At 39.5% G+C, this 21849-nt stretch carries 25 protein-coding genes; 19 read left to right on the forward strand and 6 right to left on the reverse strand.

All coding sequences use genetic code 11. The features are described from left to right. Nucleotides 1–2: 2 nt before the first annotated feature. Both ACX0HA_RS08895 and ACX0HA_RS08900 read right to left on the reverse strand, forming a co-directional pair. Nucleotides 3–1268: a Y-family DNA polymerase gene (locus ACX0HA_RS08895; protein ID WP_458844919.1), complete on the reverse strand. Its 1266-nt coding sequence runs from the start codon at nucleotides 1266–1268 to the stop codon at nucleotides 3–5. An 11-nt stretch (nucleotides 1269–1279) separates the two neighbouring features. Next, on the reverse strand, nucleotides 1280–1738 hold the full coding sequence (locus tag ACX0HA_RS08900; RefSeq protein ID WP_458844920.1) for a LexA family protein: 459 nt from the start codon (nucleotides 1736–1738) through the stop codon (nucleotides 1280–1282). Between the two features lie 537 nt (nucleotides 1739–2275). Here ACX0HA_RS08900 and ACX0HA_RS08905 point away from each other — a divergent pair. From ACX0HA_RS08905 to ACX0HA_RS08970, 14 genes are all read left to right on the forward strand, one after another. Beyond that, a complete protein-coding gene (locus ACX0HA_RS08905) occupies nucleotides 2276–2779 on the forward strand; it encodes a hypothetical protein (RefSeq protein ID WP_458844921.1) in 504 nt (167 codons plus the stop codon). Further along, nucleotides 2779–5475 carry an autotransporter outer membrane beta-barrel domain-containing protein gene (locus tag ACX0HA_RS08910; RefSeq protein WP_458844922.1) on the forward strand — a complete coding sequence of 899 codons (2697 nt, stop codon included), beginning with the start codon at nucleotides 2779–2781 and terminating at the stop codon, nucleotides 5473–5475. Before ACX0HA_RS08905 ends, ACX0HA_RS08910 begins: the two co-directional genes overlap by 1 nt. Before the next feature lie 26 nt (nucleotides 5476–5501). After that, on the forward strand, nucleotides 5502–6053 hold the full coding sequence (locus tag ACX0HA_RS08915) for a hypothetical protein (RefSeq protein WP_458844923.1): 552 nt from the start codon (nucleotides 5502–5504) through the stop codon (nucleotides 6051–6053). Between the two features lie 64 nt (nucleotides 6054–6117). Then, on the forward strand, nucleotides 6118–6429 hold the full coding sequence (locus ACX0HA_RS08920; protein ID WP_458844924.1) for a hypothetical protein: 312 nt from the start codon (nucleotides 6118–6120) through the stop codon (nucleotides 6427–6429). Between the two features lie 5 nt (nucleotides 6430–6434). Then, entirely contained in the window at nucleotides 6435–6986 is a 552-nt protein-coding gene (locus ACX0HA_RS08925; protein WP_458844925.1) for a M15 family metallopeptidase, read from the forward strand. Continuing rightward, nucleotides 6983–7525: a hypothetical protein gene (locus ACX0HA_RS08930; protein WP_458844926.1), complete on the forward strand. Its 543-nt coding sequence runs from the start codon at nucleotides 6983–6985 to the stop codon at nucleotides 7523–7525. The genes ACX0HA_RS08925 and ACX0HA_RS08930 overlap by 4 nt, the downstream gene beginning before the upstream one ends. A 104-nt stretch (nucleotides 7526–7629) precedes the next feature. Next, on the forward strand, nucleotides 7630–8469 hold the full coding sequence (locus ACX0HA_RS08935; protein ID WP_458844927.1) for a S49 family peptidase: 840 nt from the start codon (nucleotides 7630–7632) through the stop codon (nucleotides 8467–8469). A gap of 23 nt (nucleotides 8470–8492) precedes the next feature. After that, on the forward strand, nucleotides 8493–10661 hold the full coding sequence (locus ACX0HA_RS08940; RefSeq protein WP_458844928.1) for a hypothetical protein: 2169 nt from the start codon (nucleotides 8493–8495) through the stop codon (nucleotides 10659–10661). 9 nt (nucleotides 10662–10670) lie between these two features. Then, complete coding sequence (locus tag ACX0HA_RS08945; protein WP_458844929.1) at nucleotides 10671–11495, forward strand: hypothetical protein; 825 nt, start codon at nucleotides 10671–10673, stop codon at nucleotides 11493–11495. 119 nt (nucleotides 11496–11614) lie between these two features. Further along, nucleotides 11615–12787 (forward strand): hypothetical protein, encoded by a 1173-nt coding sequence (locus tag ACX0HA_RS08950; protein ID WP_458844930.1) that lies wholly within the window; start codon nucleotides 11615–11617, stop codon nucleotides 12785–12787. Further along, entirely contained in the window at nucleotides 12777–13373 is a 597-nt protein-coding gene (locus ACX0HA_RS08955; protein WP_458844931.1) for a phospholipase D-like domain-containing protein, read from the forward strand. The genes ACX0HA_RS08950 and ACX0HA_RS08955 overlap by 11 nt, the downstream gene beginning before the upstream one ends. A gap of 163 nt (nucleotides 13374–13536) precedes the next feature. Then, a complete protein-coding gene (locus ACX0HA_RS08960) occupies nucleotides 13537–13860 on the forward strand; it encodes a hypothetical protein (protein ID WP_458844932.1) in 324 nt (107 codons plus the stop codon). Then, entirely contained in the window at nucleotides 13850–14476 is a 627-nt protein-coding gene (locus ACX0HA_RS08965; RefSeq protein WP_458844933.1) for a hypothetical protein, read from the forward strand. The genes ACX0HA_RS08960 and ACX0HA_RS08965 overlap by 11 nt, the downstream gene beginning before the upstream one ends. Beyond that, a complete protein-coding gene (locus ACX0HA_RS08970) occupies nucleotides 14448–16148 on the forward strand; it encodes a hypothetical protein (protein WP_458844934.1) in 1701 nt (566 codons plus the stop codon). Before ACX0HA_RS08965 ends, ACX0HA_RS08970 begins: the two co-directional genes overlap by 29 nt. 115 nt (nucleotides 16149–16263) lie before the next feature. On the opposite strand, the gene ACX0HA_RS08975 is transcribed toward ACX0HA_RS08970, so the two are convergent. From ACX0HA_RS08975 to ACX0HA_RS08990, 4 genes are all read right to left on the reverse strand, one after another. Next, entirely contained in the window at nucleotides 16264–16683 is a 420-nt protein-coding gene (locus ACX0HA_RS08975) for a DUF6943 family protein (RefSeq protein WP_458844935.1), read from the reverse strand. Then, nucleotides 16667–16873: a SymE family type I addiction module toxin gene (locus tag ACX0HA_RS08980; protein ID WP_458844936.1), complete on the reverse strand. Its 207-nt coding sequence runs from the start codon at nucleotides 16871–16873 to the stop codon at nucleotides 16667–16669. The genes ACX0HA_RS08975 and ACX0HA_RS08980 overlap by 17 nt, the downstream gene beginning before the upstream one ends. Beyond that, nucleotides 16857–17084, reverse strand: coding sequence for a hypothetical protein (locus ACX0HA_RS08985; RefSeq protein ID WP_458844937.1), 228 nt, complete (start codon nucleotides 17082–17084; stop codon nucleotides 16857–16859). Before ACX0HA_RS08985 ends, ACX0HA_RS08980 begins: the two co-directional genes overlap by 17 nt. A 65-nt stretch (nucleotides 17085–17149) precedes the next feature. Continuing rightward, a complete protein-coding gene (locus ACX0HA_RS08990; RefSeq protein WP_458844938.1) occupies nucleotides 17150–17533 on the reverse strand; it encodes a hypothetical protein in 384 nt (127 codons plus the stop codon). A 418-nt stretch (nucleotides 17534–17951) separates the two neighbouring features. Between ACX0HA_RS08990 and ACX0HA_RS08995 the strand changes: the two genes are divergently transcribed. Genes ACX0HA_RS08995 through ACX0HA_RS09015 form a run of 5 tightly spaced genes read left to right on the forward strand, consistent with a single transcriptional unit; the run spans nucleotide 17952 to nucleotide 21791 of the window. Continuing rightward, nucleotides 17952–18242 (forward strand): hypothetical protein, encoded by a 291-nt coding sequence (locus ACX0HA_RS08995; protein WP_458844939.1) that lies wholly within the window; start codon nucleotides 17952–17954, stop codon nucleotides 18240–18242. A gap of 3 nt (nucleotides 18243–18245) precedes the next feature. Next, nucleotides 18246–19625 (forward strand): hypothetical protein, encoded by a 1380-nt coding sequence (locus ACX0HA_RS09000; protein ID WP_458844940.1) that lies wholly within the window; start codon nucleotides 18246–18248, stop codon nucleotides 19623–19625. Then, the gene (locus tag ACX0HA_RS09005) at nucleotides 19625–20584 is read left to right on the forward strand and encodes a DUF6712 family protein (protein ID WP_458844941.1); all 960 of its coding nucleotides are present in this window, start codon (nucleotides 19625–19627) and stop codon (nucleotides 20582–20584) included. The genes ACX0HA_RS09000 and ACX0HA_RS09005 overlap by 1 nt, the downstream gene beginning before the upstream one ends. Before the next feature lie 2 nt (nucleotides 20585–20586). Beyond that, nucleotides 20587–20901, forward strand: coding sequence for a hypothetical protein (locus tag ACX0HA_RS09010; RefSeq protein WP_458844942.1), 315 nt, complete (start codon nucleotides 20587–20589; stop codon nucleotides 20899–20901). Continuing rightward, nucleotides 20889–21791: a hypothetical protein gene (locus ACX0HA_RS09015; protein ID WP_458844943.1), complete on the forward strand. Its 903-nt coding sequence runs from the start codon at nucleotides 20889–20891 to the stop codon at nucleotides 21789–21791. The genes ACX0HA_RS09010 and ACX0HA_RS09015 overlap by 13 nt, the downstream gene beginning before the upstream one ends. The last annotated feature ends 58 nt before the right edge of the window (nucleotides 21792–21849 follow it).

A 21849-nucleotide genomic window follows, 5' to 3' on the forward strand; every position in this document is an offset into this window, starting at 1 on the left:
AATTATTTCGTACAGTTTATTTCAATCAGCTCATCCCATTTTGTTGATGCACGTTTAGAGAGATTCCCGCGTTTCATTTTAATGGGTTCTTTTGGGTCCATGCTACCCAGCATCACACTGTGTTTTCCCTGGCGTTTGTTAATGGTATCCATTACCTTCATTAGTTGGCTTTCGCCCGGCTTTTCGTTTCGGAAGAGCGCCAGCTGCGGCGTACCGGCCGGAGTGATTCGGCTGAGTCCAACAACAACCTTCTTATACAGGTAACCTTCTTTATGAATGCGGCGCAGCGCATCGGTAGCAGCTTTACATATCTGTATTGCAGAATCGGTAGGATAGTCCAGCGTTATACTGATACCTTCAAAATCCTGAGGCCGGTCTTCACGGAACCAGTTGGTCTGCACCTGGACAAACACCTCTTTGCAGTGGCTGTTATCTTTGCGTAATTTTTCTGCTGCTGTATAAGCATAACTGGCGGCACGCTCCAATATATAAGTGAGGTCATTTGTATTCTTCGCAAAGGATTTGGAGGATATAATGTGCTTCTTGGGTTTGATATCCTCAAAGAAAATAGCCTGTTCGCCGCTGAGATCTCGCTGCATACGCACGCCCACCACTGTCATATTCTTTCGCACCCATTCTACCGGTAGCTTATGTACAAAATCATAGGCCGTTACAATTCCGAGTTTGTCCAGGCGCTTAGTATGCGCACGGCCAATGCCCCAGATATCTTCGGTCTTCGTCATCTTTAAGGCTGTATCGAGCTTCTCCTGCGTATCGATTACGCACACACCATTGAGGTATGGGTATTTCTTGGCAATTTTGTTGGCAATCTTCGCGAGTGACTTGGTAGGGGCGAAACCTACGCATACCGGAATGTTTTGTTCCTGCATTACCGCATTCCTGATATCTGCTCCTAATACTTTATGGCTTGCGTATTTAAAACCGAAATACTTCTGGAATACTTCATCGACACTATAGCGTTCCGTTTCCGGAGAGAAGCGGCATAGCGTATTGAATACGCGCTGGCTTGTATCGCCATATAGCTCATAATTGCTCGATAGCAGGTCGACCTGGTAAGTGCTCAGCAGCTCGCGAATTTGGAATGGGGGAGTACCCATTTTAACACCCAGCTCCTTGAGCTCTGGGCTACGTGCAACGATATTGCCGTCATTATTAGAAAGTACACCCACAGGTTTCCCGTATAGCTTCGGGTCGAAAGCTATCTCACAGGACGCAAAGAAATTATTGCAGTCCACCAGGGCATACATTTCGTTGAAATTCATCGCGTTTTCTTTATGGTATACATTACACGGCCGATGCAAAGAAAATCGGAGGGCAAGTTGTCGTTATCGTAAGTATGGACCTTAAAGCGTTTGTTGGCCGGATGCAGCTCTACACGATCGGTGAAAATATACAGGCGCTTACATATAAAGTCACCGTCAATTCGGAAGATGCCGATCTCACCGCTTTCTACCTTAACGGCGCGGTCAATGATCAGTACATCTCCTTCCTCAAGGTTGGCATCCTTCATACTGTCACCTTTTACCCGGCCATATATGGTAGCATCTTTATGTTTTACCAGCTCTTCATCAAGGCTGATGAATTTATCCATATAATCTTCGCTCGGTAGGGGAAAACCATGACTGATATCGCCCACAAATTGCAAGTGGAGAGGGTTGGAATCATCCACATTAAAAAATTCGATGGAGTTCTGTTGTGATAGCGTTCGTACTTTCATATTCGTTCTCATTGGCTTAATCTGCGGCAGCAGATTACGAAAAATCCGTCACGCGGGAGCGTGACACCTTTCTAATTCTATTCCTCTTTCCCGAGTTCTCTCGGCTTTTTTCATTTTCCCCCGCGCCCCCAAATTATAAAAAAATCGACTAAGGCAGATTGGCGAAACACTAATTTATTGGTCAACAGGTCAACAATTATACTAATTATTACTATTATTGTACTAAATTACAATACACTAATAATGTTGACCTCAATAAAAACTTTAATCAAAAAATAGTGTTTTTTATGTTGACCGTCTTGACCTCTTTTTTCTCGGTCAACATATCAGGGTAGGTTCAACATGATTTTTAACACGGGTCAACGTTGTATTTATTTGATTATCAAATTAATACGCTTAATGTTGACCCGTTGACCATTTGAAACAATAATGTCATTACTTATTGTTGAAAAATTTTTCTTGTTATCGGTATACTAAATTGTCTTAATTCATTGTTAAATAGACTATTTAGCCTATATTTGACTAAATCACCAATCTATGTCAGCACTGTTTGCCAAAGTGGCTTCACTTCCCGTTATCTGCGGAATTGAATTGGCTTTCGCAGGATCTTTTTTACCTTCTACCTTAGAGGGCTACCAAACTTTTTTCAATACTATAGTTACCGAAGCATCATTCCAGGAAGCATATTTCGGCCGTGCGTCCGTTGGATTCTCTGAAGAAAGCGAGCTTACGAATGCAGGCTATATCTACAAACAAAAGCTTGTCATTACATTCCCTTCCGGAGGCAGTTCCCGAGCTGTGCGCCTGGATACTATCGTCAAAGCAAAATTCATTAAGATCAAGCTTTCAGATAATCGACATCTACTGATGGGGCGTAACGACTTCGAACAAAATGTAAGGCCTAAAATTCAGGCTAAAACCGACGAAAGAATAGGGCAGATACAGTTTGAAACTGTTAGCATTAGCCCATTAGGATATACACCACCCGTAAACGAAGGTGGTCTACCGGCATTTATACCAATTAATTTATTTGAAGAATAATGAGTAATTTAACTAAGCTGCAGGCGTATCTGGAAAAAGTAGATACTCCTGAGCGCTTGGCAATGTTTGAGGGCATTGGCGAAGAGTATTATGCAGATGCGGAATTTTTAAACCTGATAAGGGCCTCTCTTATTGAGTTGTACTTAGGTCCAGCTGGCCTGGATCAAAATAACATCGGTAGAGTTATTTCTACCGGATATCTGATACCGATCTCAGGAACGACTACAAAAGAAAATGTGGTAGCCAGACTTAACGCTATGGCGTTGGTAATTACTGAAAAGCAAACACCTGTAATAGTTACTATTATTCAGCTGTCTGAAACCTTCACTGCGCAGCGCTATAAATATTTATTTAAGCCAGGCAAAGGAATGTGGGGTATAGGTGGTACTCTTGTTGAAGCTTCACATCTGGAACTGCTTGTCGGTGAAAATGTGCAGATGGGTGATGCCGGTATCGATGCCAATACGGTTACGATTTCGCTTGGAGCTTTACCTAACCACACTTTCCTGCCTACGTTAAATAGCCAGGAAAGAAACTTCTCTGCAGAGCATTCTGAATACCAGGTTAGCTACAGTGTAAGCGGTAAGACATACATTCTATTCTTCACTGGAGCAAAAGGCATCTACGGTGGATCCGGAACACAGTTCACGGCCACACAGTTTTCAAAACTCACAAATAGTGATGTCGCTCCTTACATCACATATACTTCTCAACTGATCAATAACGGTGATGGTGTGAGCCCTTATGCGACCAAAGCTTTTGTGAATGGTCTCGAGATAGAAGTTAATCCGGCTACAGCTGAAATGTACCTGAAGAATTATGATGGTATCACATTAGCTACAATTAACCTGGCTTTCCTGAATAACGAGGGTACTACCTTTGTATTCAATTCCGCTACTATGAGCCTCGAGCTGCAGAACGATGCCGGCGAGGTTCTGACCTCGGTTCCTGCGAGCGCATTTGTATCTAACCTGATCCAGCAGGTTGATTTTAAAGCATCGGTTCCGGAGCTTCTTGAGTTTAAAGGTCCTTCAGGAACTTTAATAGATTCGGTAACTTTTACAATAGCAAATATACAGGGGCTTCAGGGAGCTCTTGATGGGAAAGTTAATACTAACGGAGCAAATGCAACAGGTAATTGGCCTATAAATATTTCAGGTGTAGCTGCGCAGGCTAATCTATGGGGAAGTTCTTATGCTGATTTCACTGTTGATGGATCAGGTATAACTCATGCAGTGGTTTATGATGATGTTGCTTCAAAAGCGAGAAGATATACAGCCTCCTCATTTAAATTATGGCTCGCAATAGGTATGTCAGAAGTTAGCGGGCTTATTAGTGCATTGGCTGGTAAAGCCAACACAAACGGCACAAATGCTACAGGTAACTGGCCTATATCAATTACAGGTAATGCCGTAACTGCAAATGATGCTGCAAATTGGTCACCTGTAGATGTGATAGATTTTAATACACCACAAGGAGGTAAATTTACATTGATTCGTGCCCTTCAAAATGCAGCAAATAGACCTGGCATAGGATTATATGGTACTGGTATACGATTAAATACAGCAGGTAATGCAGGATTTAATACTGATCTTATAAGCGATGTCACCGGAAGGCTTTATACCAGGTATCAAGCTGGAGCTGATTGGAATGCTTGGGAAGAAATTGCTACAACAGGTTATGTTGCAGCTGCGATAACAAGTAAAGCAGATAATACAACAGTTTTGCACAAAGCGGGCGCAGAAAGTATAACAGGAACCAAGACATTTGATGTTAGTCCAGTTGTTCCAGACGGTGTCACTGGATATCATGCGGTTAATGTACAGCAGTTACAAATAAAAGCAAACAATTCAGATGTAATACATACATATTCAGATGAAACAAAGAACGGCAGCCTGACCTTACAAGGTAATAACAAAGGATATTATTTAGGGGTTGCGGGGCAAAATGCCTCTATATTGTATAACTCAGATGGAAATCTTGATATAACCCCTAGAGCAGGATATAGTACTGTATTTAAAGGCGGGAATGTCATAGTAACAAATTATGGAAATACAGGTATATCTGTAAGAAGTCAAGCTGGCGGAGGATTCCCTTTAATCCAGCTTCTTGATAATGCAAGAACTGGGGGTTCAGACTGGAATATTGAAAATGGTAGGAGTGTTGCGGGCGATTTGGGCTTTTACAGTTCTTCTAATTCGCAAGTAATTACTTTTAAACAAAATGGTGCAGCTTCATTTGCTGGTACTGTTACTATGGCAAACGCTACTTCATCTTCGCACGGCGCAACACTAGGTCAATTGAAAAGTCACAGTGAAGCAACCGGCAACGTCCATTCTATGGTCATCGCCGATATACCAAATCTATCTGATAAACTTAGTAATCTTAGCGGTGGACTTGATACACTGGCAGGTAAAGTCCTGAGCGATATTAAAAATTTAGATTTTCCAGAACCTGGAGCGCATACTACTGCCAAGCTCTCTGTACTTATAACTTTCACCGGCGCTGCTGTAGGTGATGAAGTTACTATTATACCTCCGCTCTCTATATTAACCAATGCACTTACAGAAAAATTAATATTTAAAGGATTTGTATCTGCAGCTAACGAAATTACAGCATTGGTAACAAACCCAAGCGCTACAGCAATCACATCTTTAAATCCAGCAGACTTTAAGATAGTAGTTAGGAAAGTATAAAAATTGAATTTAAACCTTACTTATATATGAGCGTAGTTCCAGTGAATATCCGGCCACACTTAATTCCGTTCTTCTTTCTTGAATTTGAAGGAAAAGAAGCTTCTTACTGTGGTAAAACAGTAACTGCTGTAAAAATTTCTACTTCCTCATCCCTGGGGAAAATGATACGTCTGTTTATGCTCAAGGTTGAAAAGCCGGCTAAGGTTGATCATTATAACTTATTTCTTTCTGTAGCTGACAATCCTGAAGGGGGTAAGCAGTATGAGGGTAACTATTTTAAATATGTCTCCGGAGCGAACTCCTTTTTGGAACTGCCTGCAGATGTAAACAGGGAGATTAATAATTTACTTGAGGATATCTTCAGGTTGTCCTTCATTTTTTTTGTGGATGGCTTCATGCATAATGGAAAACCCAATATTACAAAAGGCATCGACTTTTTTATCGATAAATACGACCTCCTTGAATTTGGTTTTTGTAATGAGAAGCTGAGACAGCTGTACTATAGGGAACGTTCAAAGGATAGACGATTATCAAGGATGCAGATGCGTCCGGCTAATCGTGTGACAAACTTCGCTTAAAAATCATATCACAAGTTAATTGACTGGCTGCTTTTATGTTTGCTACAACTTAAAAGCAGCTTACATGAAATCTTTCTTCCTAGCATTTACACAGATCCTGAAGGATATGGGTATAGATGTAATTATCATCTTAGCCGGTTTCTGTGGCGGATATGTATTCATCAATAAATCCGCAAAACTTACCAGGTTACAAAAAGTATCTACCATTCTTTCCGGAGGGCTTACAGCAAACTACCTCACGCCTGTGGTTGCCGACTGGTTTAATCTGTCGGATAATATCCTTGGAGGTATAGCCTTTTTATTGGGTTATAGTGGTCTTAAAGGTGTTGAACTGATTTTCATAGCATTTAAATCAAAAATCAATACTTCAAAATAATCACTATGGATCAGATCACTTTAGACAGGATTAAATTCCTGCATCCGAAAGTAAGGCAGGAAGCCCTTGAGGCTTACAAGCAGATAAATAACTTCTTATTGGGTAAAGGCGTAAGGCTTCGCTTCGCATACACGCTACGATCCAATGCTGAACAGGACGAGCTGTACGCTCAGGGCCGTACAAAATTGTTTGATGCCAAAGGGAACAGGCTTGGAAAAGTAACGGGAGCTAAAGGTGGCCAGTCAATCCATAATTATGGATTAGCACTTGATATTGTGCTTTTGCTGGACAAAGACAATAATGGAACCTTTGAGACAGCTTCATGGGATATCGTTAAAGATTTTGATAATGATGGTATTGCCGACTGGATGGAAGTAGTAAACTACTTCAAAAAACTTGGCTGGTCGTGGGGTGGTGACTGGAAAAGCCTGTATGATCCACCGCATCTTGAAAAAACCTTTGGTTATGAATGGAAGGATCTACTCACTAAAGTAAAGATGAATCAAACATTTCTTGAGGTCATTGACGGTAAAAAATATTACTGGGTTAACATATGAGAATAGTAACAATTATGCTGCTGGTCATCTGTCTGGCCGGTTGCGCTTCAAGGAATAAAACGAAAACTACCACTACTGTCAATACAAGTGAATCCTCTTCCGGATCACTAACAATTCAGGGGCAGGAATCATCTGCAGAGCAGAGCACGTCGCAAGATGTTTCCGAATGCGATTCTACAGAAGTGGAAGGTGTATATACCGGAGTGGCTGATAGATCGGGTAATTATACTCCTGCACGATTTGTCCAGGTTAAAAATGGTGATACTGTAGCGGACTTCACTATGACCGGCCCCGGTTCTTTTAAGTTTAAAAACTCCAACTCTACCAAAAAAGAGACGAAGAGTAAAGTTGCAGCTGCAGAGAAAAAGGTAGATATCCGGATTGATGCTGAGCAGGCCAGTAAATCGAATTATAACAGTTTGATCCTTGATAAAAAAGTGAAGTCCACAGGGTTTACATTTTTTCACTATTGCCTGTTTTTTTTGATAGTTATTATACTGATAGGCAGGTATTACCTGCGTAAGAAAGGCTTTGTGTAATTACTGTAAAAACATATCACAATTAAAGTTTACTGTTTCAATCATCTTCGCATAAAAGTAACAAAATGAATGTAGTTCCTCTTTTAAACGATATAGCGAAAGGGATGTGGGGTATCACATTCGAGGCTTTATCTACATGGGCACCTATCGCACAAAAAATAATGTCTGGGGCAGTATTAGAACTGGATCTGAAGCCCGGAGCTTTACTTACCGTTTTTGATAAAAATAAGAGAATTGTATCTCCTGATGAGAATGGACACTTAGAAGTTCCTCCAGGTTCTGTCGCTGTCGTTGATATGGTAGGTATACTTATTAAATATGGAGATTGGTGTACTAATGGCGCTACTGAGATTGTTGCGGTTCTTGATGAGATCGAGGCTAATCCCAACTACATAGGTTATGTTTTATATGGTGATGGCCCTGGAGGAGCTGTAAATGCAATATCCCCTTTCGTTTCTTTCGGATTAAGGAGAAAAAAGCCTTCAGTTGGATTGTATGAACAATTATGTTCAGCCCATCTTTATGCAATGTTGCAGTGTGTGGATCACTTAATGGCCGAAAACGATCTTTCAGCTACTATTGGATCGGTGGGGGTTGTTCTGTCATTTAAAGACAATCGTAAATTTCTTGAGAGTCTTGGTTATGTAATCCATGAAATATATCCGGACGAAAGTGAAGATAAGAATCTTGCTTTACGATTGGCTCTTGAAGGAAAGTATGATATGATCAAAAAAGAAATGCTTTCCCCTCTGGCTATAAAATTCCAGAATGCAGTTGTAGATACTAGACCAAAACTTAAAAAAAATGCTCCTGGTGTTCTTACCGGTAAGACATTTTACACAGACCAAGCTATTGAATACGGTTTAGTGGATTCAAAGGGATCGCTATCCGATGCTATTGATATGGTCCACATACGACATGAAATGAAATCACTTTTTAAATAATTAATAACTCTAATACTTAATCTATGAAATGGAAATTCTTGGCTAAGACGGCCATAGCAATCCAGGCATTTTTGGGAATTGCTAGTATTCCTATTAATGCCGAAAACTCCGGCACTGATTTTTCTGACGAGCAGAAGGAAAAATTAAAAGAGCATCTCGGTGCCGACTATGCTCAAAAACTTATCCAGGGCTTTGATAAAGAACTAAAGGATATGTCACAAAATGATCAGTCATTAAAAGCCATCAAGGATGAAATTGATGCGCTAGTGGCAGAAACCAATATGTCAGCTGAAGAGCTGGAAATAATTGCCCAGGGTAGTTCTGATGATGGAAATGATCTACTGGCAAAAATGCAGGCCATAGCTTCAGCTCACAAAAATTTTAAAGAAAAAATGACCGAGCAGCTTCAGGCGCTGATGGATCAACCTGAAGGGGATTCTCCACTCGAAATAATTAATAATGCCAGACAAAGTATGCAGCACTCAGCAACACACTTATTTGCTTCAACAAAAGGTTACGATGCTTTTGATAAAAGGCCGTGGAACCAGCGTTTTAGAGATGGCGGTACAAAAGCCACAACCTTTAACACTGATTCTAACATTCCTACCCTTCAGGGGGACCTTGAGCATTTTGTACGAGAAAACCCTTCGGTTATTAACTCATTGTTTAATGACTACGAAGATCTTCCTGCAGAATGGGATCGCAGAAGTGGTGTCCTTGATACCGTAGCTGATGGATATATAATAACGGGTGAGATAGTTCAAGGAAGGAAAAAAGGCTGGGCTGCTAAGAACAGGTTCAAGTTTGTTACTGAAACCGGTAAGGTTTTCAGAAAGAAAATTGATATTACGTTTGATGGTTTCGAGCTGCAGCAGATTGAAAACACATGGGTTCGTATTAAAAACTCAGACAAGTCTCACCCTTGGAAAATGTCTTTCATCGGCTTCCTATTGGCAGAGCTTGTGAAACAGCAAAAACTTGACGACAGAAAAGGACAGGTTAACGGTATATTCTCAATCAATCCGGATGAGGATGATAACAGGCCTGGAGCTGCCGTAAATTCACAGAATGGTCTTAGATACCTTTGGTATTACTACAGAGATGTAGAAAAGAAATATAGGGCTTTTGACTTAGGCGTTCCAACTGATGCTAACATTAAAGATTATATCGAAGATATGATCAAGCGTATTCCTGAAGAAGAAAGAGGTCAGGAAGGTATGGAAATACAGCTTTCAGATCGTTGGATGAAAGCATATAGGAAAAGAGCTGGTGAGCTGTATCAATTAAACTATAATACGGATACAGGAATGTATGAATATAAGGAAAATTACCCTGTTGATTATCCTAACTTCAGATTCCAGGTTCTCAAAGATCAGACTAATACTGATTTTATTGGTATCACTTTGTCTAAGAATGTTCAGATCATGGATTACGATACAAGCGAGAAAGGTAAATTCACAGTTACGCATGATAAGAGGGATACACACATCTTCGCAGATTATAGACTTGGTATCCGTTTCATTATTGTAGGTAATAAACGTGCGAGTGATGAGCCTGAAAACTTTGAGGTTCAAAAAGTGTGGTCTAACGATGTGCCTGTATTCGGTTCCGACGTAACAGTACCGGCATTCGATGATACAACTGGAATTCTTAAAGTAACTTATCCAAATATCGTTATGGATGAGAAATGGAATACTGATATAGCAGCTATCGAAGGTGTAGTTCCTGGACAAGTAATAAAGATTACCGGTAATAACAGGATGGCAAGTGCAAAGGCTTTGAAAGATAATCCTGTTTTTGACCTTACTGCAGATTACGCTTTAAATACACCGGGTTATATTCTTTTATACGTAAACGAAGATAAAACCCTGAAGGAAATTGAGCGCACAACGACAGCTCCTGTAGCTGCTACAACAGATGTGTCATTTAACACAGGTGTTGTTGATGCTAAATCAAGCGGCGTTTTCAGATTTAATGGTGGTGTAACTACAGCAATTACAGGTGTAATTAATGGAGTTGAAAACAAAAACATTAAAATTTATGGTACTAATGCTGCAGGTGTAAATGTTACTTTGGCGACTACCGGCAACATTAAGCTAAACTCTGCTGCAACTTTAGATACAGCGGCGGATTACATTCAGCTGACGCTGATTGGAGGTTACTGGAGAGAGACGAAACGTGTAATTGCTTAAAAATAAATCATGACCTATATTAGAACAAATTTAGCTAAGCCCGCGGGAGTTTCTCCCGGGGCTCCAGCTCCTAAAGAGCCGAATGTTACAATTGTAGCTGTTGAAGATATTGCTACATGGCCATTAAGGGATCCTAATAAAATAAAGATTCCTGGAAGCTTCGTTATGAAGCCAAACGCTAAAATGATCCAGTTCTACCAAACATCATTAAAGGCTAAAGGTTCATATGAAACTGAAGGTGAAGATGACAATTTCAGGGTCAAACAAAAGTTTGAAACTGAAATCCCTGGTGATGATCTCGAGACAAAAGAGTTTGTGGCTAACTGGATGGGTGTTGACTGTATAATTATTTATGGTAGCTGTGCGGATCCTTTTAGGACAGTAGTAGGAACCAAGTGTGCACCGGTAAAGCTTAAGCCTTCTTCTCAGGACGATAACGAAGCCAGAAAGAAAATGCTTGTATTTGAGCAAAGCATTGCTACTGAGTGGTTCCCTGGTCATTACCTTGGTAATTTAGTATTGGCAGAACCATTCGCTGCAACAAGCGGGGTTTTTGCAATTAATCCCACAAATGGGCTTCAGTACAAACTACCGTCATTAGCAGTAACTGATGCTATAGAGCCATCTGAAGTTACAGTAGAAACTGGCCAGATCGTTACCTTTATAGGAGGTGGTGGAGTAGCTCCTGCTACTCTAACAAACAGCACATCTGCTACACCGGCAATATTGCTTAAATCAGGTTCAGTATGGACAGGATTGGCAAATTCAGTAATTAACCTGCAGGTGTTCGATGATGGTGCTAAAAAGTACCTGATCGAAGTAAGCAGAAGTTAATGTTTTTTAGTTTTTGGTTGGTTAAGAAAGCCTCTCATTTGAGAGGCTTTTTTTCATATCACAATTTTATAATATGGCAATTGCCACATTTGAAAAAAGTTTAACCAAAAACGCTACTTATGAAATCTGAAGTAATCGAGTTTTTTCAAAATTTACCGGACTCGGAACCGGAGCAATTTAATAAGGCATTTGAATTGTACAGAAGATCACCTAATAAAAACCTTGCTTCTGAAAGGGCATATAACAGTGGAGGTTATTCTGATTATGCTTTAGGTAATCTATTATATGACCTGCAGCAGCTGCATGGTGTAACCGACCTTGAAAAGCTTCCTGAACTGGCACTGGTGCAGTATCATGAGCTTACGGTAAATGATAAACTGAAGATTGCTATAATAGGTGCTGATCCAGTTATCAAAACTCATTTAATGCACGGTCTTAAGCTTGCAGCTGAATACCCCGACATGGAAATGGATAAGGTTAGTCCTGTTGTTAGGGAATTTGTAGAAACATTGACAGATCAATGTGAAAATTTCCTTGAGGAGTTTATGAAAAATGAAGGTATTAAGGAACTGTTCCCTATACTTGAGATACTTCCGTTAATGGCTGATGAAATAGCTGCTACTGTTTTCCCGGATAATATACTGAAAGAGTTTACTGCTTCTGCTGATAATTCTGAAGAACTGCAGGATCAAGAAGTAAAAAAGCTTGATGATAATCCTGACCTGACAGCTGCCAATATCAACATAAGTGATGTTGAAATTCTTGATTCAAAAGGTGATAAGGTCAACAAAAGCGAGTCAGAAACTTTAAAGCTACGTGATCAATATCCATTTCTGAAAGATGATGATTGCCCTGCAGAGTTAAAAATACTTGTATCCGACAAACTTACTGTACTTGATAATTACAAAGATTGCCATCAGCGTCTGAAGGATATAAAAGATGGTAAACTTGTTGTATCTCCGGAAGAAGAAAAAGAGCTGGCTGCAGCTGCAGTGGGATGGTTTGAAGATAATGAAGAAATTACAGCTGAGCTAGATTATTACAAAGAGCATAAGGATATTCTTGGCAAGCATAGAATATTTTCATCTTTAGCGCTGCAACGTAAAGTTGATGCTATGACTCCTAAACAACTTAACAACTTTGTTACCCAGACCCCTTCCTATATGTCGAAAAAGAATACTGCATTAAAAACTGCAACTGAGGAGGAAAAGCATGAGATAAACAAAAAGATTACTGAAAGAAACGAGATGCTTGCCCTGGTACAAAAGAAACTGGGTATAAATGCAGGCTAATAGATTTTTCAATTATAAAGAGCTGTCTGAAGAAAAGCAGCAGGAAAAAGGTCCCGGAGTTTGGGTTTCCAAATATCTGGCCACACACTTTGAAAAGGTGGCAACTCTCGAGGAGGATCTCATCAGGATTCCGACTCCGGAAGAAACCTTTTTCCTGCAGTCAGACAGCTCTTTTAATGCTTTTACGTTCATCCCTTTTATAGCTAAGCGATACCCGATAAAGGAGCTGCATGCCTGTACGTACAGTATTAGCCGGAAAGTAATTGATGCGCTTATAGAGCTGCACGATTCTGGAATGATTGAACAGGTAACGTTGCTGATATCAGATAGCATGATCAAGCGGAACCCTATTACAATAGAACATCTGATGGCGATGGCTTCATCGAGGGCAAATTTGAAGGTCCTTTTTGCCTGGTCACATGCAAAGGTTTGCCTGCTACGAACACATGATTTCTACTTTGTCATTGAAGGTTCTGGTAATTGGAGTGAGAATGCCCATTATGAGCAGTATTTATTAGCGAATTCTAAAGGATTGTATGATTTCAGAATGCAGTTATTTACAACATCTAAACTAAAAAAATACTAATGGATCCGTTTAGTTTCGCAATAATATTAATTCTGATCATTGCAATTTGCTTGCAGGTGTGGCAAATCTTTGATTTTTCTGAATTAAGGAGTTTACTTATCGATGCATTATACCTGGTCATTATAATTAGCCTTATAATAACAACCGATTTTTTGAAATTTACATGAAACCACTTCCGCTAATATTATCTGATGAACAGCTCGAGGCTGTTGAGAACCTTGCGGCGGTAAATTATTCTCCAGAGAAAATCGCGTTATACCTTGACGTTGATAAAAAAGCATTCCTGGAACATTATTATGATCATTTGAGTGTAATCCGTCAGGCCTATGATAAAGGCCAGCTGGAGGCTGAATTTCTTATTAATCAAAAGCAGTTGGAGCTCGCAAAATCAGGAAATATTACAGCTGCACAAATCTTCCTTAAGGAATCAGAAAAAAATAAAGTTCAAAATATTCTAAAACAAATTCTTTATGGCCATGAAGATTGATGATGTGGATATCCACGATGTTTATGAATTTATTGAACACGGAAGTCTGGACAATGCTCCAGAAAAAATAAAGAATTATGTGCTCCTGATGGATAAAGTAAGGGGGATGTATTTGCGTATCGATAGGTATGGAAACCCAGAGTCTATTTTAAAACACCTCATTAAATTTGACGGCTTATCAAGATATCAAGCCAAAAAGGTATATGAAGATACATTGGAGTATTTTTATTGTGATTCTACAATATCTAAAAAAGCCTGGGCGAATATCTACGCTGATAAAGTTGATATGATGATTAATTTTAGTATGCAGCTTGTTACGGATATCTCAGATGCTCAGAAGGTGGTTAAAATGATTGCTGATGCAGCTGTTTTAAGAGAAACCCATATAGAAGACAAAGAAGAGCTTCCGGACCAATTATTTCAACAGCCGGTTAAAATTTATACATCAGATGCAGCAGCTCTTGGTATGCCGAAAATTAACAGGATTGAGTTAAAAGCCTTTATTGAGAAATTACCGGAACTAACAGAGAAAGAGAAAACACGACTACTGCAGGAAGCAGATATAATTCCATTTAAACTATTCCCTAATGAGCAGGAGGACCCACGTAAGTCTTGATGAGTCTTTTGTTGAAGCTCGTTATGCATCCAAAGTAAAAACGGCAATAGACCTGATGCAGCCTAAGAACCTGGCATTAATTGCCGGTAGGGCGACTGCAAAAACCTCAGATATAATTGCTGAAAGATCTATGGATATCATATATGATATGCCGGGAAGTTATCAGGTGTTTGTTTCCGATACTTATGTCAATGCTTTAAAGAATGTTGTTCCTACCTTACTGGAGGGATGGACTCGTAAAGGCTGGAAAGAAGGATTACATTATGTAACAGATAAACGACCTCCGGCGCATTTTAAGTTACCTTATAAGCCGGTACAGATCTATAAGCATACTATATCAGTTTTTAATGGTTGTTTCTTCAATATTGGTAGTTTGGATCAGCCTAGTGGTCTTGCCGGTAACTCCTATCAGCATATGTATGGTGATGAAGCCAGGCTTTTAAAATTCGAAAAACTAAAGAGGTTAACACCTGCTATACGTGGAGAGTATGAAAGGTTTAGTCATTCAGTATTTTACAGAGGCAGAACGTTTACTACAGATATGCCTAATATACTGTCCGGGGATGAAGATTGGATATGGAATATGCAGGCCGACATGGATCCGGAACAGGCAAAGCTCGCGCTCCAGATAGGGCTTGAGTTAAATCAAATTCGGTGTGAATTGATCAACTATGCTAAAGCCGGTGACAACAGAAAAGTTATGCTTCTGAAAAAGCAGGTGCAACGGTGGAAAGAATACTGGATCAGGGCACGTAAAGGCCTGACCTTTTTCTATGTTGTGTCATCATTGGTAAACGTAGATATTTTACAGGATGGATTCTTTTACGATAACCTTTCAGCACTTGGCCTCGAAGAATTTAAGAGTGCAATCTTGTCGTTTAAAGTCAACATAAAAAAAGGCGAAAAGTTTTATGGCCATCTTGGAGAACATCACTTCTACGACGATGGAACTGAAGCATCTTATTATGACAAATACTCAATTCTTGACGATATCGAAGAAAGTAGTTTAGCACTTAGATATATTGATCATAATACCAAAATTGAAATAGGTGTCGATTTTGGTGATATGTGTAGCCTGGTGTCCGGACAAAGAAGAGGTAATTTCTTGTATGTTCTTAAAGATTTTCATACACTGGCACCGGCAAGCTCTAAGGAACTTGCGCAAAGTTTCAGGAATTTTTACAAGCATCATAAGTACAAGGTAATTGATATGTACTATGACAGGGCGGCAAATCAATATGCAAAAGTAAAACGCGACTGGGCTAGTGAACTTAAAAACAATATCGAATTTGCTGATGGTGTTAGTACCGGTTGGACAGTAAATCTTATGAGTTTGAACCAGGGAAATATTGACCAGGAAGTGGAATATAATTTTGCAAGGCAGTTCATGGGTGAAACAAAAAAAGAGTTGCCTAAATTGAAAATTGACAAATTCCAATGCAAGCACCTTAAAAGCAGCCTTGAGCTTACTAAGATTACTGTAAAAATAGATAGGAATGGTTCAAAGCGAATTCAAAAAGATAAATCTTCTGAAAAGTTACCTTTAGCTTCAAGGCCTATGTTCTCGACTAACTTTTCGGATGCATTTAAATATCTCGTCTGCAGAGTTGATTACCTTGATTATACTAGAAGTGAGAGTGGCTATACAGGTACTGAGCCGGGTAGTTTTTAATATTTGCCTTTCGAAAGAATGTAGCCAGGAATATATTTTGAAGAAACCTTCCGACAGCCGAGCGCGTAGCGCGAGAAATTTTTAAAAACGCCTGTAATGGGCGTTTTTTTATAAGTTATTTAAATGGACTCAACTCTTTTAATAATTGATTAGCGGTGCTAATTTTGAGTGAATTTATAAGTTTAAGCTTTGTTTGAGTATTGGTAATAAGTTCCTCGATTCCCTGAAGCGTTTGAAAGTGTGCTTTGAAGTTAATTTTTGTAGATGCACGAAAAACAGGATTTACCAATTTTTTAAAATCTCTTATTTTAAGAAATGGGATTACACTACCGCATAGATGGGGATGAAAATATTTTGAAAGCCATAAAACGGTTAGAATTTCATATGCAAATTCTATATCGGTTTCAATCAGCCAGCTGTTAACTTTAGGTTCTCGTAATGGTCGTCCTGAATTATAGCCTTTAGATTGTATATAAAATGAATTTGCAGATATTATTTGTTTTTTAGGGTCGAAGGTTTTAACTGTGAAATTCATTTGTAACCTTCTTTAAAATCAATGTTCCGTTAAGAACTTCAATTTGTATTTGTGAGCCTACTGTAAAACCTGCCTCTTTCATCCAATCGCCTGAAAGTGTAAGTTTTGGCTTTATACTTTTTGTCCATCTTCCTCGAACCATCACGGCAGAAACTTTTAGTTTCCTTACTTTATTAATAAATGTAGTCATGGTAGTCCGAGGTATTATCGTTATTGTCAAGTATGAAAAGTTCAGCAATTGCAACAGCTTTATTAAATGCGTTTTGGCATTGACTTTTAAAATACTGATAATCTGCCCAGTTAAAATATTTTGAAAATCCTTTTTCAAGGAGTATTGCTTTTACTTGTTCACTTGTTTTAATTGATGTATTTTCGGCTTCTAAATTTGTATATGCTTTCATGGCGTGTATTTATTTGGTTATCAATAATTGCCCACAGCTCCAACTGTGGGCAATGTCTTTTTTACTTAAATAGGAAATTCGATTATCTCCTTTTCAGTATGGCTAATTTTGGTTGAAATATGCTTACTGATTAGGGCGATAACATCCTCTATAACCTGCGAATTGCTTATTGTAAAAATGAATCCGCTACCGTTGGTTAATTTTATTTTTTCCTGTGTGCTGTCACTTGATACGCAGAAAGTATTCAATTCATCTTCTTTGGTTTTAAGGAACTCAAATCTTTCAGTTAGCAATTTTAAATTCTTAAGGCTTTTAATACGTTGTTCAGCTGTAGGGGTTAAAAGTGCATTAATTAACTTTTCTCCCTCGTTGGGTAGGTTTTTACCAATTTGCGGTGCTTTTACATCTGTGTTTTTAGGTGCGGTTTCGGCACTTGCTTTTGTTGTCATATTGTATTATTGTTTTGATTATCAATACTTAAAGATACAAAATATAGCCAAATTGGCAATGTTTTTTTGCAAAAAACATCACTATTGAGAGCAATTAAGAACGATTTTAAATAGGCAAAGTTGCCAAATTATTTAATCTGGAATTAACTCTTTTTAAAAAGCGAAAACTCGTAAGTATCACAAAATCAACAAACAAACCCTTTTCGGGTGCTGCTTGTTGATGTTTTAATGCTTCCGTATACCGCCCCGCTAAGAATCGTGTTTGCACTTGCCATCGGGGAAAAATGGGGGAAATATGACACCGTGGCAAGTGCCGTGGCACCCCCACACCAATACGTGATCCCTTGGGATGTCCTTGTTTTGCTGGTGTTTCTCATATCACAACCATTGTTATAATGCCTATGTAGTATTGCATTATATGGCAAGTGCACCAACGATAACACCATACCAAGCTATCAAGCGCATGCGACAGCTGAGCGATGCTGGTGTGCCATTCTCTTTTGGGTTCTATTCTTACAACTCAAGTAAGAACTCATCGAATGGTTACAAAGAAGTACCTCGAGCCCTGTTCAGGTTAGGCTTGAGAAACGACCAGAGCGACAAGGCACAGCTTCTTGTAGCATACAGTGACCATAGCAAAGGAGGTGTTGACCGTTTCTTCTACTTACCATTACTAATGATGTTTAACGGATACACAGTCAAACCATAGCGTATGCATGTAGAGTATGTAGGGCAGGATGCCATAGTAAGTAATGAACAGGTAGCGTTTACCTATCAGGTAGCTGCTGAAACACCAAGAGAGTTCAACGAATCAAGGACAAGGAACCACAGTTTAGACTGGAGCTCTCGCACTAACTTCTTAGGGGATTATGTTGTGCACCCATTTGGCAGTAACAATGATCTGCCGAATGTAATCAGAGAGGTAGTTCAGAACAACTATATAGCTCCAGGGATTTTAAAGAAAAAGACTCAGCTTCTTTGGGGTTCTGGTCCTAAGCTATTCAAGGAAGTATTCAAGGATGGTAAGTTAGTTAAGGAATGGCAGGATAATCCTGAGATACAGGCATGGCTAGAGGATTGGGATGCTGAATCATACATACTAAGCTGCTGTGTGGACTATCATCACATGGAGGGGGTCTCTACCAGATTTGAACTATCTCGTGGGTCAAGGATCGGTAAGAACTGGATAAGCAGGCTTGAGCATGTTCCTTCAGATAAGTTCAGGCTGGCAACACATAAGGATAGCCTTACTACATCTAAGAACCCTACTCATGGTATCGTGACAGATTGGGGCTTTAATCACATCAATTCGATATTGGCACCAAAGGTGTATGATCTGTTCGACTTCAGAAATCCATTTAAAAGCAGGAACTCAGTTCACTATTCTAATATGTATAGCTTCTGTACAGACTATTATACTGTTCCGGACTTATATGGCTCATTGGAATGGCTTCACAGATCTACTGCTATTCCTCTTATTCTTAAAGCTCTTTCAAAGAATAGCATCAACTTAAAATATCACGTGATATCGCCTCAAGCATGGTGGGATAAGGCGGAAAAAGATATTAAGGAAAATTGTACTAAAAGAGCAATCCCGTATAAATCGAAATACCTAGATCAGTACAAACAAAAAATGCTAACGAGCATTTCTGAAATACTATCAGGTGAAGAAAATACCGGTAAGTATTGGCATACTTCCAAGACACTTACTGTAGATGGTACCAATATACTTGAGCATGGATGGGAGATTAAGGTAATCGACCAGAAAATAAAAGATTTTGTTGAATCACAGATACTCATATCTGAGCGCGCGGACAGGGCTGTATCTGCCGGTATTGGGTTACATGGTGCTTTGGGTAATGTAAATGATGGTGGTAAGGCAGATAGTGGCTCTGAACAGATCTATGCGCTTAAGAACTATATGGCCACCGGTGTAGATATCCCTGAAATGATTGTACTAAAATCCATCAATTATGCAATCAAAGCTAATTTCCCTGGCTCAGGCCTTAAGCTTGGATTCTATCACATACAACCGGAAAAGGAACAGGATATCTCTCCAAGTAAAAGATCAATCAATAACCAGGCTGCGTAATGAAATTATTATTTGCTAAATCAGGTACTAACGGCAGTACTGAATTAAAGGCCTTGTTAGGCTTCATAGATGCCGATATTAAATTTGAAAAGATAAAATCGGATGTCACTTCAGCAACTAAGGAGGTGGTAAAGTTGATGGGAAAAGAGGTTTACGATAAGGTTATAGATATCTATACCGATTCAAGTACCGATGAAGATGAGTTGGATCTGCTTTATAATACCAGGTATCCCATAGCTATTAGAGCGTATATGCTACTTGCGCCAAGTAATGATATTGCGCATACCTCCAATGGGCGTAAGATGCGTAGTGACACCAACGAAAAACAGGCATTTGAATGGATGCTCGACAGGGATAATGAAAACCTCGAGCGCAGGTACTACAGAGCGCTGGATGATCTAATTGAATACCTAGATGAGAACGTTGAAGAGTGGAAAGAATCAGATGCCTACAAGAAATCTCATTCATTATTTATTCGCACAACTGATGAATTTAATGACTTCTTCAGGATTGAGTCCAGGCTAATGCTATTGAAGCTGGAACCGGGTATTAGGCAATGTGAACAGAATGAGATTTTGCCTAGGCTTGGGACTGATAAATTTGAAGAGCTAAAAGGGAAGGTCAAAGATGGCAGCGATCTGTCTGCAGATGAAAAGAAGCTGCTTAATCTGGTTAAAGAAGCCTGTGTATATTATTCGCTCTCCTGGGCAATGATGCGTCTATCGGTGCAGCTCTTTCCGGAGGGTGTTCTTCAAGCCTACACATCAGATCGTATGACAACCAAGGGCAAACTCCCTTCAGTGAATATAGAACCTGAAGCTGCACGCCTGGCATTTGCTTCAGATGCCAGTGTAGTTGTTAAAAAGATAGAAGATCTTCTATCGCCACCTGCAGAACAGGAAACAGACGAACCATTAGATCCGGATTTTATATCTGGAGATAACTTTATATCTACTTAACCATGAAAATTCTAAAAACAGCATTAGTTCAACTTTTTTACAGATTATGGTACTTCAGGAAGTACATTAAGTTCAATGGCTTTCATAAGCGATTGAACAAAGCGGTTACGGATCAGGAGGTTGACCGCATTATACTAAAGATTCAGATTAAGAAGTATATGCGCAAATACCTTAAGGTTGATGCAAATTCTAAATATATACCCCGTGATGTAAAAAGTGACGAGGAAAGCCGCCAACAGGTAATTGGCAGGTTTGGTGACGAGATGAAACGAGTAGGCATTACAATTAATGAAAAGCTAGAGCTATGCGTTGCATAGAAATACCTGAATTAAATAAGAAGCTATATATCCCGCATGACTTGTCAGAGTGCGACAAGATCCAGTATATGGATATGTGTGAGCTTATTTTCAGGTTTCAGGCCGGTGAACTGAGCTATTTTGATCTGAGGGCTCAGGCTGTATATAAGCTGCTAAACATGGAGCAGAGCAAAAAGAAGCTGTTTATTTTGGACGAAGAAGCTAAATGGTCTAACGTCTACCAGCTGTCGCTTCTTATAGATTCATTTTTTGAAGACCAGGACGGGCGTAAAGTTATAAAGCAGGAATACATACATAATCCGGTACCATCCTTTAAGCCATTATGGAAAACCTATTATGGTCCTGCAGACAGCTTTATGAACGTAACCTTTGGGGAATACAGGGACGGGCTTCGCCTGTTCCTGGACTTCTCTGCAACCGGTAACACCAATCTGTTATATATACTTGCTGCTATCTTTTACAGGCCTAAAAAGAAATTCCACTATTTTAAAAAAAGCTTGCCTGGATATGATGGTGATATCAGGGAACCGTACAATTCTAAGACCGTAGATACACGGGCTGAAGGTCTTAAATATGCGCCTGTTGGTTTTGTATATGGTTTCTTTTTATTGTTTGCCAGTTTCCAGAAGTATCTTAGTACTGCGTTGATCCCATGGGGAGGTAAAGATCTTGATCTGTCAATCCTCTTTAACTCCGATGGTGATACCAGGCTCGAAGCTGTTCCGGGGCTTGGAATGGATAGTGTTGCCTTTGCGCTTGCTGAGAGTGGCGAATTTGGCAATATGGAGGGTGTTAACAAAGCAAATATGTGGGAGGTCATGGTTCGCCTGTATGACAGTAAGAAAAAGGATCTCGATTATAAACTTAATGATAAAACCAAAACAAAATGAAAAAGCTAATTCGATTTTTTACCTTCCAATGGTTGTGGGATCTATTCTCATATAGAGA

This window comes from Flavobacterium hauense (genome assembly GCF_054457175.1).

Bases quoted from the DNA above. Each gene is read 5' to 3' on its own strand.
- ACX0HA_RS08895 (WP_458844919.1), bottom strand. From the start codon at position 1,268: ATGTATGCCCTGGTGGACTGCAATAATTTCTTTGCGTCCTGTGAGATA.
- ACX0HA_RS08900 (WP_458844920.1), bottom strand. From the start codon at position 1,738: ATGAAAGTACGAACGCTATCACAACAGAACTCCATCGAATTTTTTAAT.
- ACX0HA_RS08905 (WP_458844921.1), top strand. From the start codon at position 2,276: ATGTCAGCACTGTTTGCCAAAGTGGCTTCACTTCCCGTTATCTGCGGA.
- ACX0HA_RS08910 (WP_458844922.1), top strand. From the start codon at position 2,779: ATGAGTAATTTAACTAAGCTGCAGGCGTATCTGGAAAAAGTAGATACT.
- ACX0HA_RS08915 (WP_458844923.1), top strand. From the start codon at position 5,502: ATGAGCGTAGTTCCAGTGAATATCCGGCCACACTTAATTCCGTTCTTC.
- ACX0HA_RS08920 (WP_458844924.1), top strand. From the start codon at position 6,118: ATGAAATCTTTCTTCCTAGCATTTACACAGATCCTGAAGGATATGGGT.
- ACX0HA_RS08925 (WP_458844925.1), top strand. From the start codon at position 6,435: ATGGATCAGATCACTTTAGACAGGATTAAATTCCTGCATCCGAAAGTA.
- ACX0HA_RS08930 (WP_458844926.1), top strand. From the start codon at position 6,983: ATGAGAATAGTAACAATTATGCTGCTGGTCATCTGTCTGGCCGGTTGC.
- ACX0HA_RS08935 (WP_458844927.1), top strand. From the start codon at position 7,630: ATGTGGGGTATCACATTCGAGGCTTTATCTACATGGGCACCTATCGCA.
- ACX0HA_RS08940 (WP_458844928.1), top strand. From the start codon at position 8,493: ATGAAATGGAAATTCTTGGCTAAGACGGCCATAGCAATCCAGGCATTT.
- ACX0HA_RS08945 (WP_458844929.1), top strand. From the start codon at position 10,671: ATGACCTATATTAGAACAAATTTAGCTAAGCCCGCGGGAGTTTCTCCC.
- ACX0HA_RS08950 (WP_458844930.1), top strand. From the start codon at position 11,615: ATGAAATCTGAAGTAATCGAGTTTTTTCAAAATTTACCGGACTCGGAA.
- ACX0HA_RS08955 (WP_458844931.1), top strand. From the start codon at position 12,777: ATGCAGGCTAATAGATTTTTCAATTATAAAGAGCTGTCTGAAGAAAAG.
- ACX0HA_RS08960 (WP_458844932.1), top strand. From the start codon at position 13,537: ATGAAACCACTTCCGCTAATATTATCTGATGAACAGCTCGAGGCTGTT.
- ACX0HA_RS08965 (WP_458844933.1), top strand. From the start codon at position 13,850: ATGAAGATTGATGATGTGGATATCCACGATGTTTATGAATTTATTGAA.
- ACX0HA_RS08970 (WP_458844934.1), top strand. From the start codon at position 14,448: ATGAGCAGGAGGACCCACGTAAGTCTTGATGAGTCTTTTGTTGAAGCT.
- ACX0HA_RS08975 (WP_458844935.1), bottom strand. From the start codon at position 16,683: ATGAATTTCACAGTTAAAACCTTCGACCCTAAAAAACAAATAATATCT.
- ACX0HA_RS08980 (WP_458844936.1), bottom strand. From the start codon at position 16,873: ATGACTACATTTATTAATAAAGTAAGGAAACTAAAAGTTTCTGCCGTG.
- ACX0HA_RS08985 (WP_458844937.1), bottom strand. From the start codon at position 17,084: ATGAAAGCATATACAAATTTAGAAGCCGAAAATACATCAATTAAAACA.
- ACX0HA_RS08990 (WP_458844938.1), bottom strand. From the start codon at position 17,533: ATGACAACAAAAGCAAGTGCCGAAACCGCACCTAAAAACACAGATGTA.
- ACX0HA_RS08995 (WP_458844939.1), top strand. From the start codon at position 17,952: ATGGCAAGTGCACCAACGATAACACCATACCAAGCTATCAAGCGCATG.
- ACX0HA_RS09000 (WP_458844940.1), top strand. From the start codon at position 18,246: ATGCATGTAGAGTATGTAGGGCAGGATGCCATAGTAAGTAATGAACAG.
- ACX0HA_RS09005 (WP_458844941.1), top strand. From the start codon at position 19,625: ATGAAATTATTATTTGCTAAATCAGGTACTAACGGCAGTACTGAATTA.
- ACX0HA_RS09010 (WP_458844942.1), top strand. From the start codon at position 20,587: ATGAAAATTCTAAAAACAGCATTAGTTCAACTTTTTTACAGATTATGG.
- ACX0HA_RS09015 (WP_458844943.1), top strand. From the start codon at position 20,889: ATGCGTTGCATAGAAATACCTGAATTAAATAAGAAGCTATATATCCCG.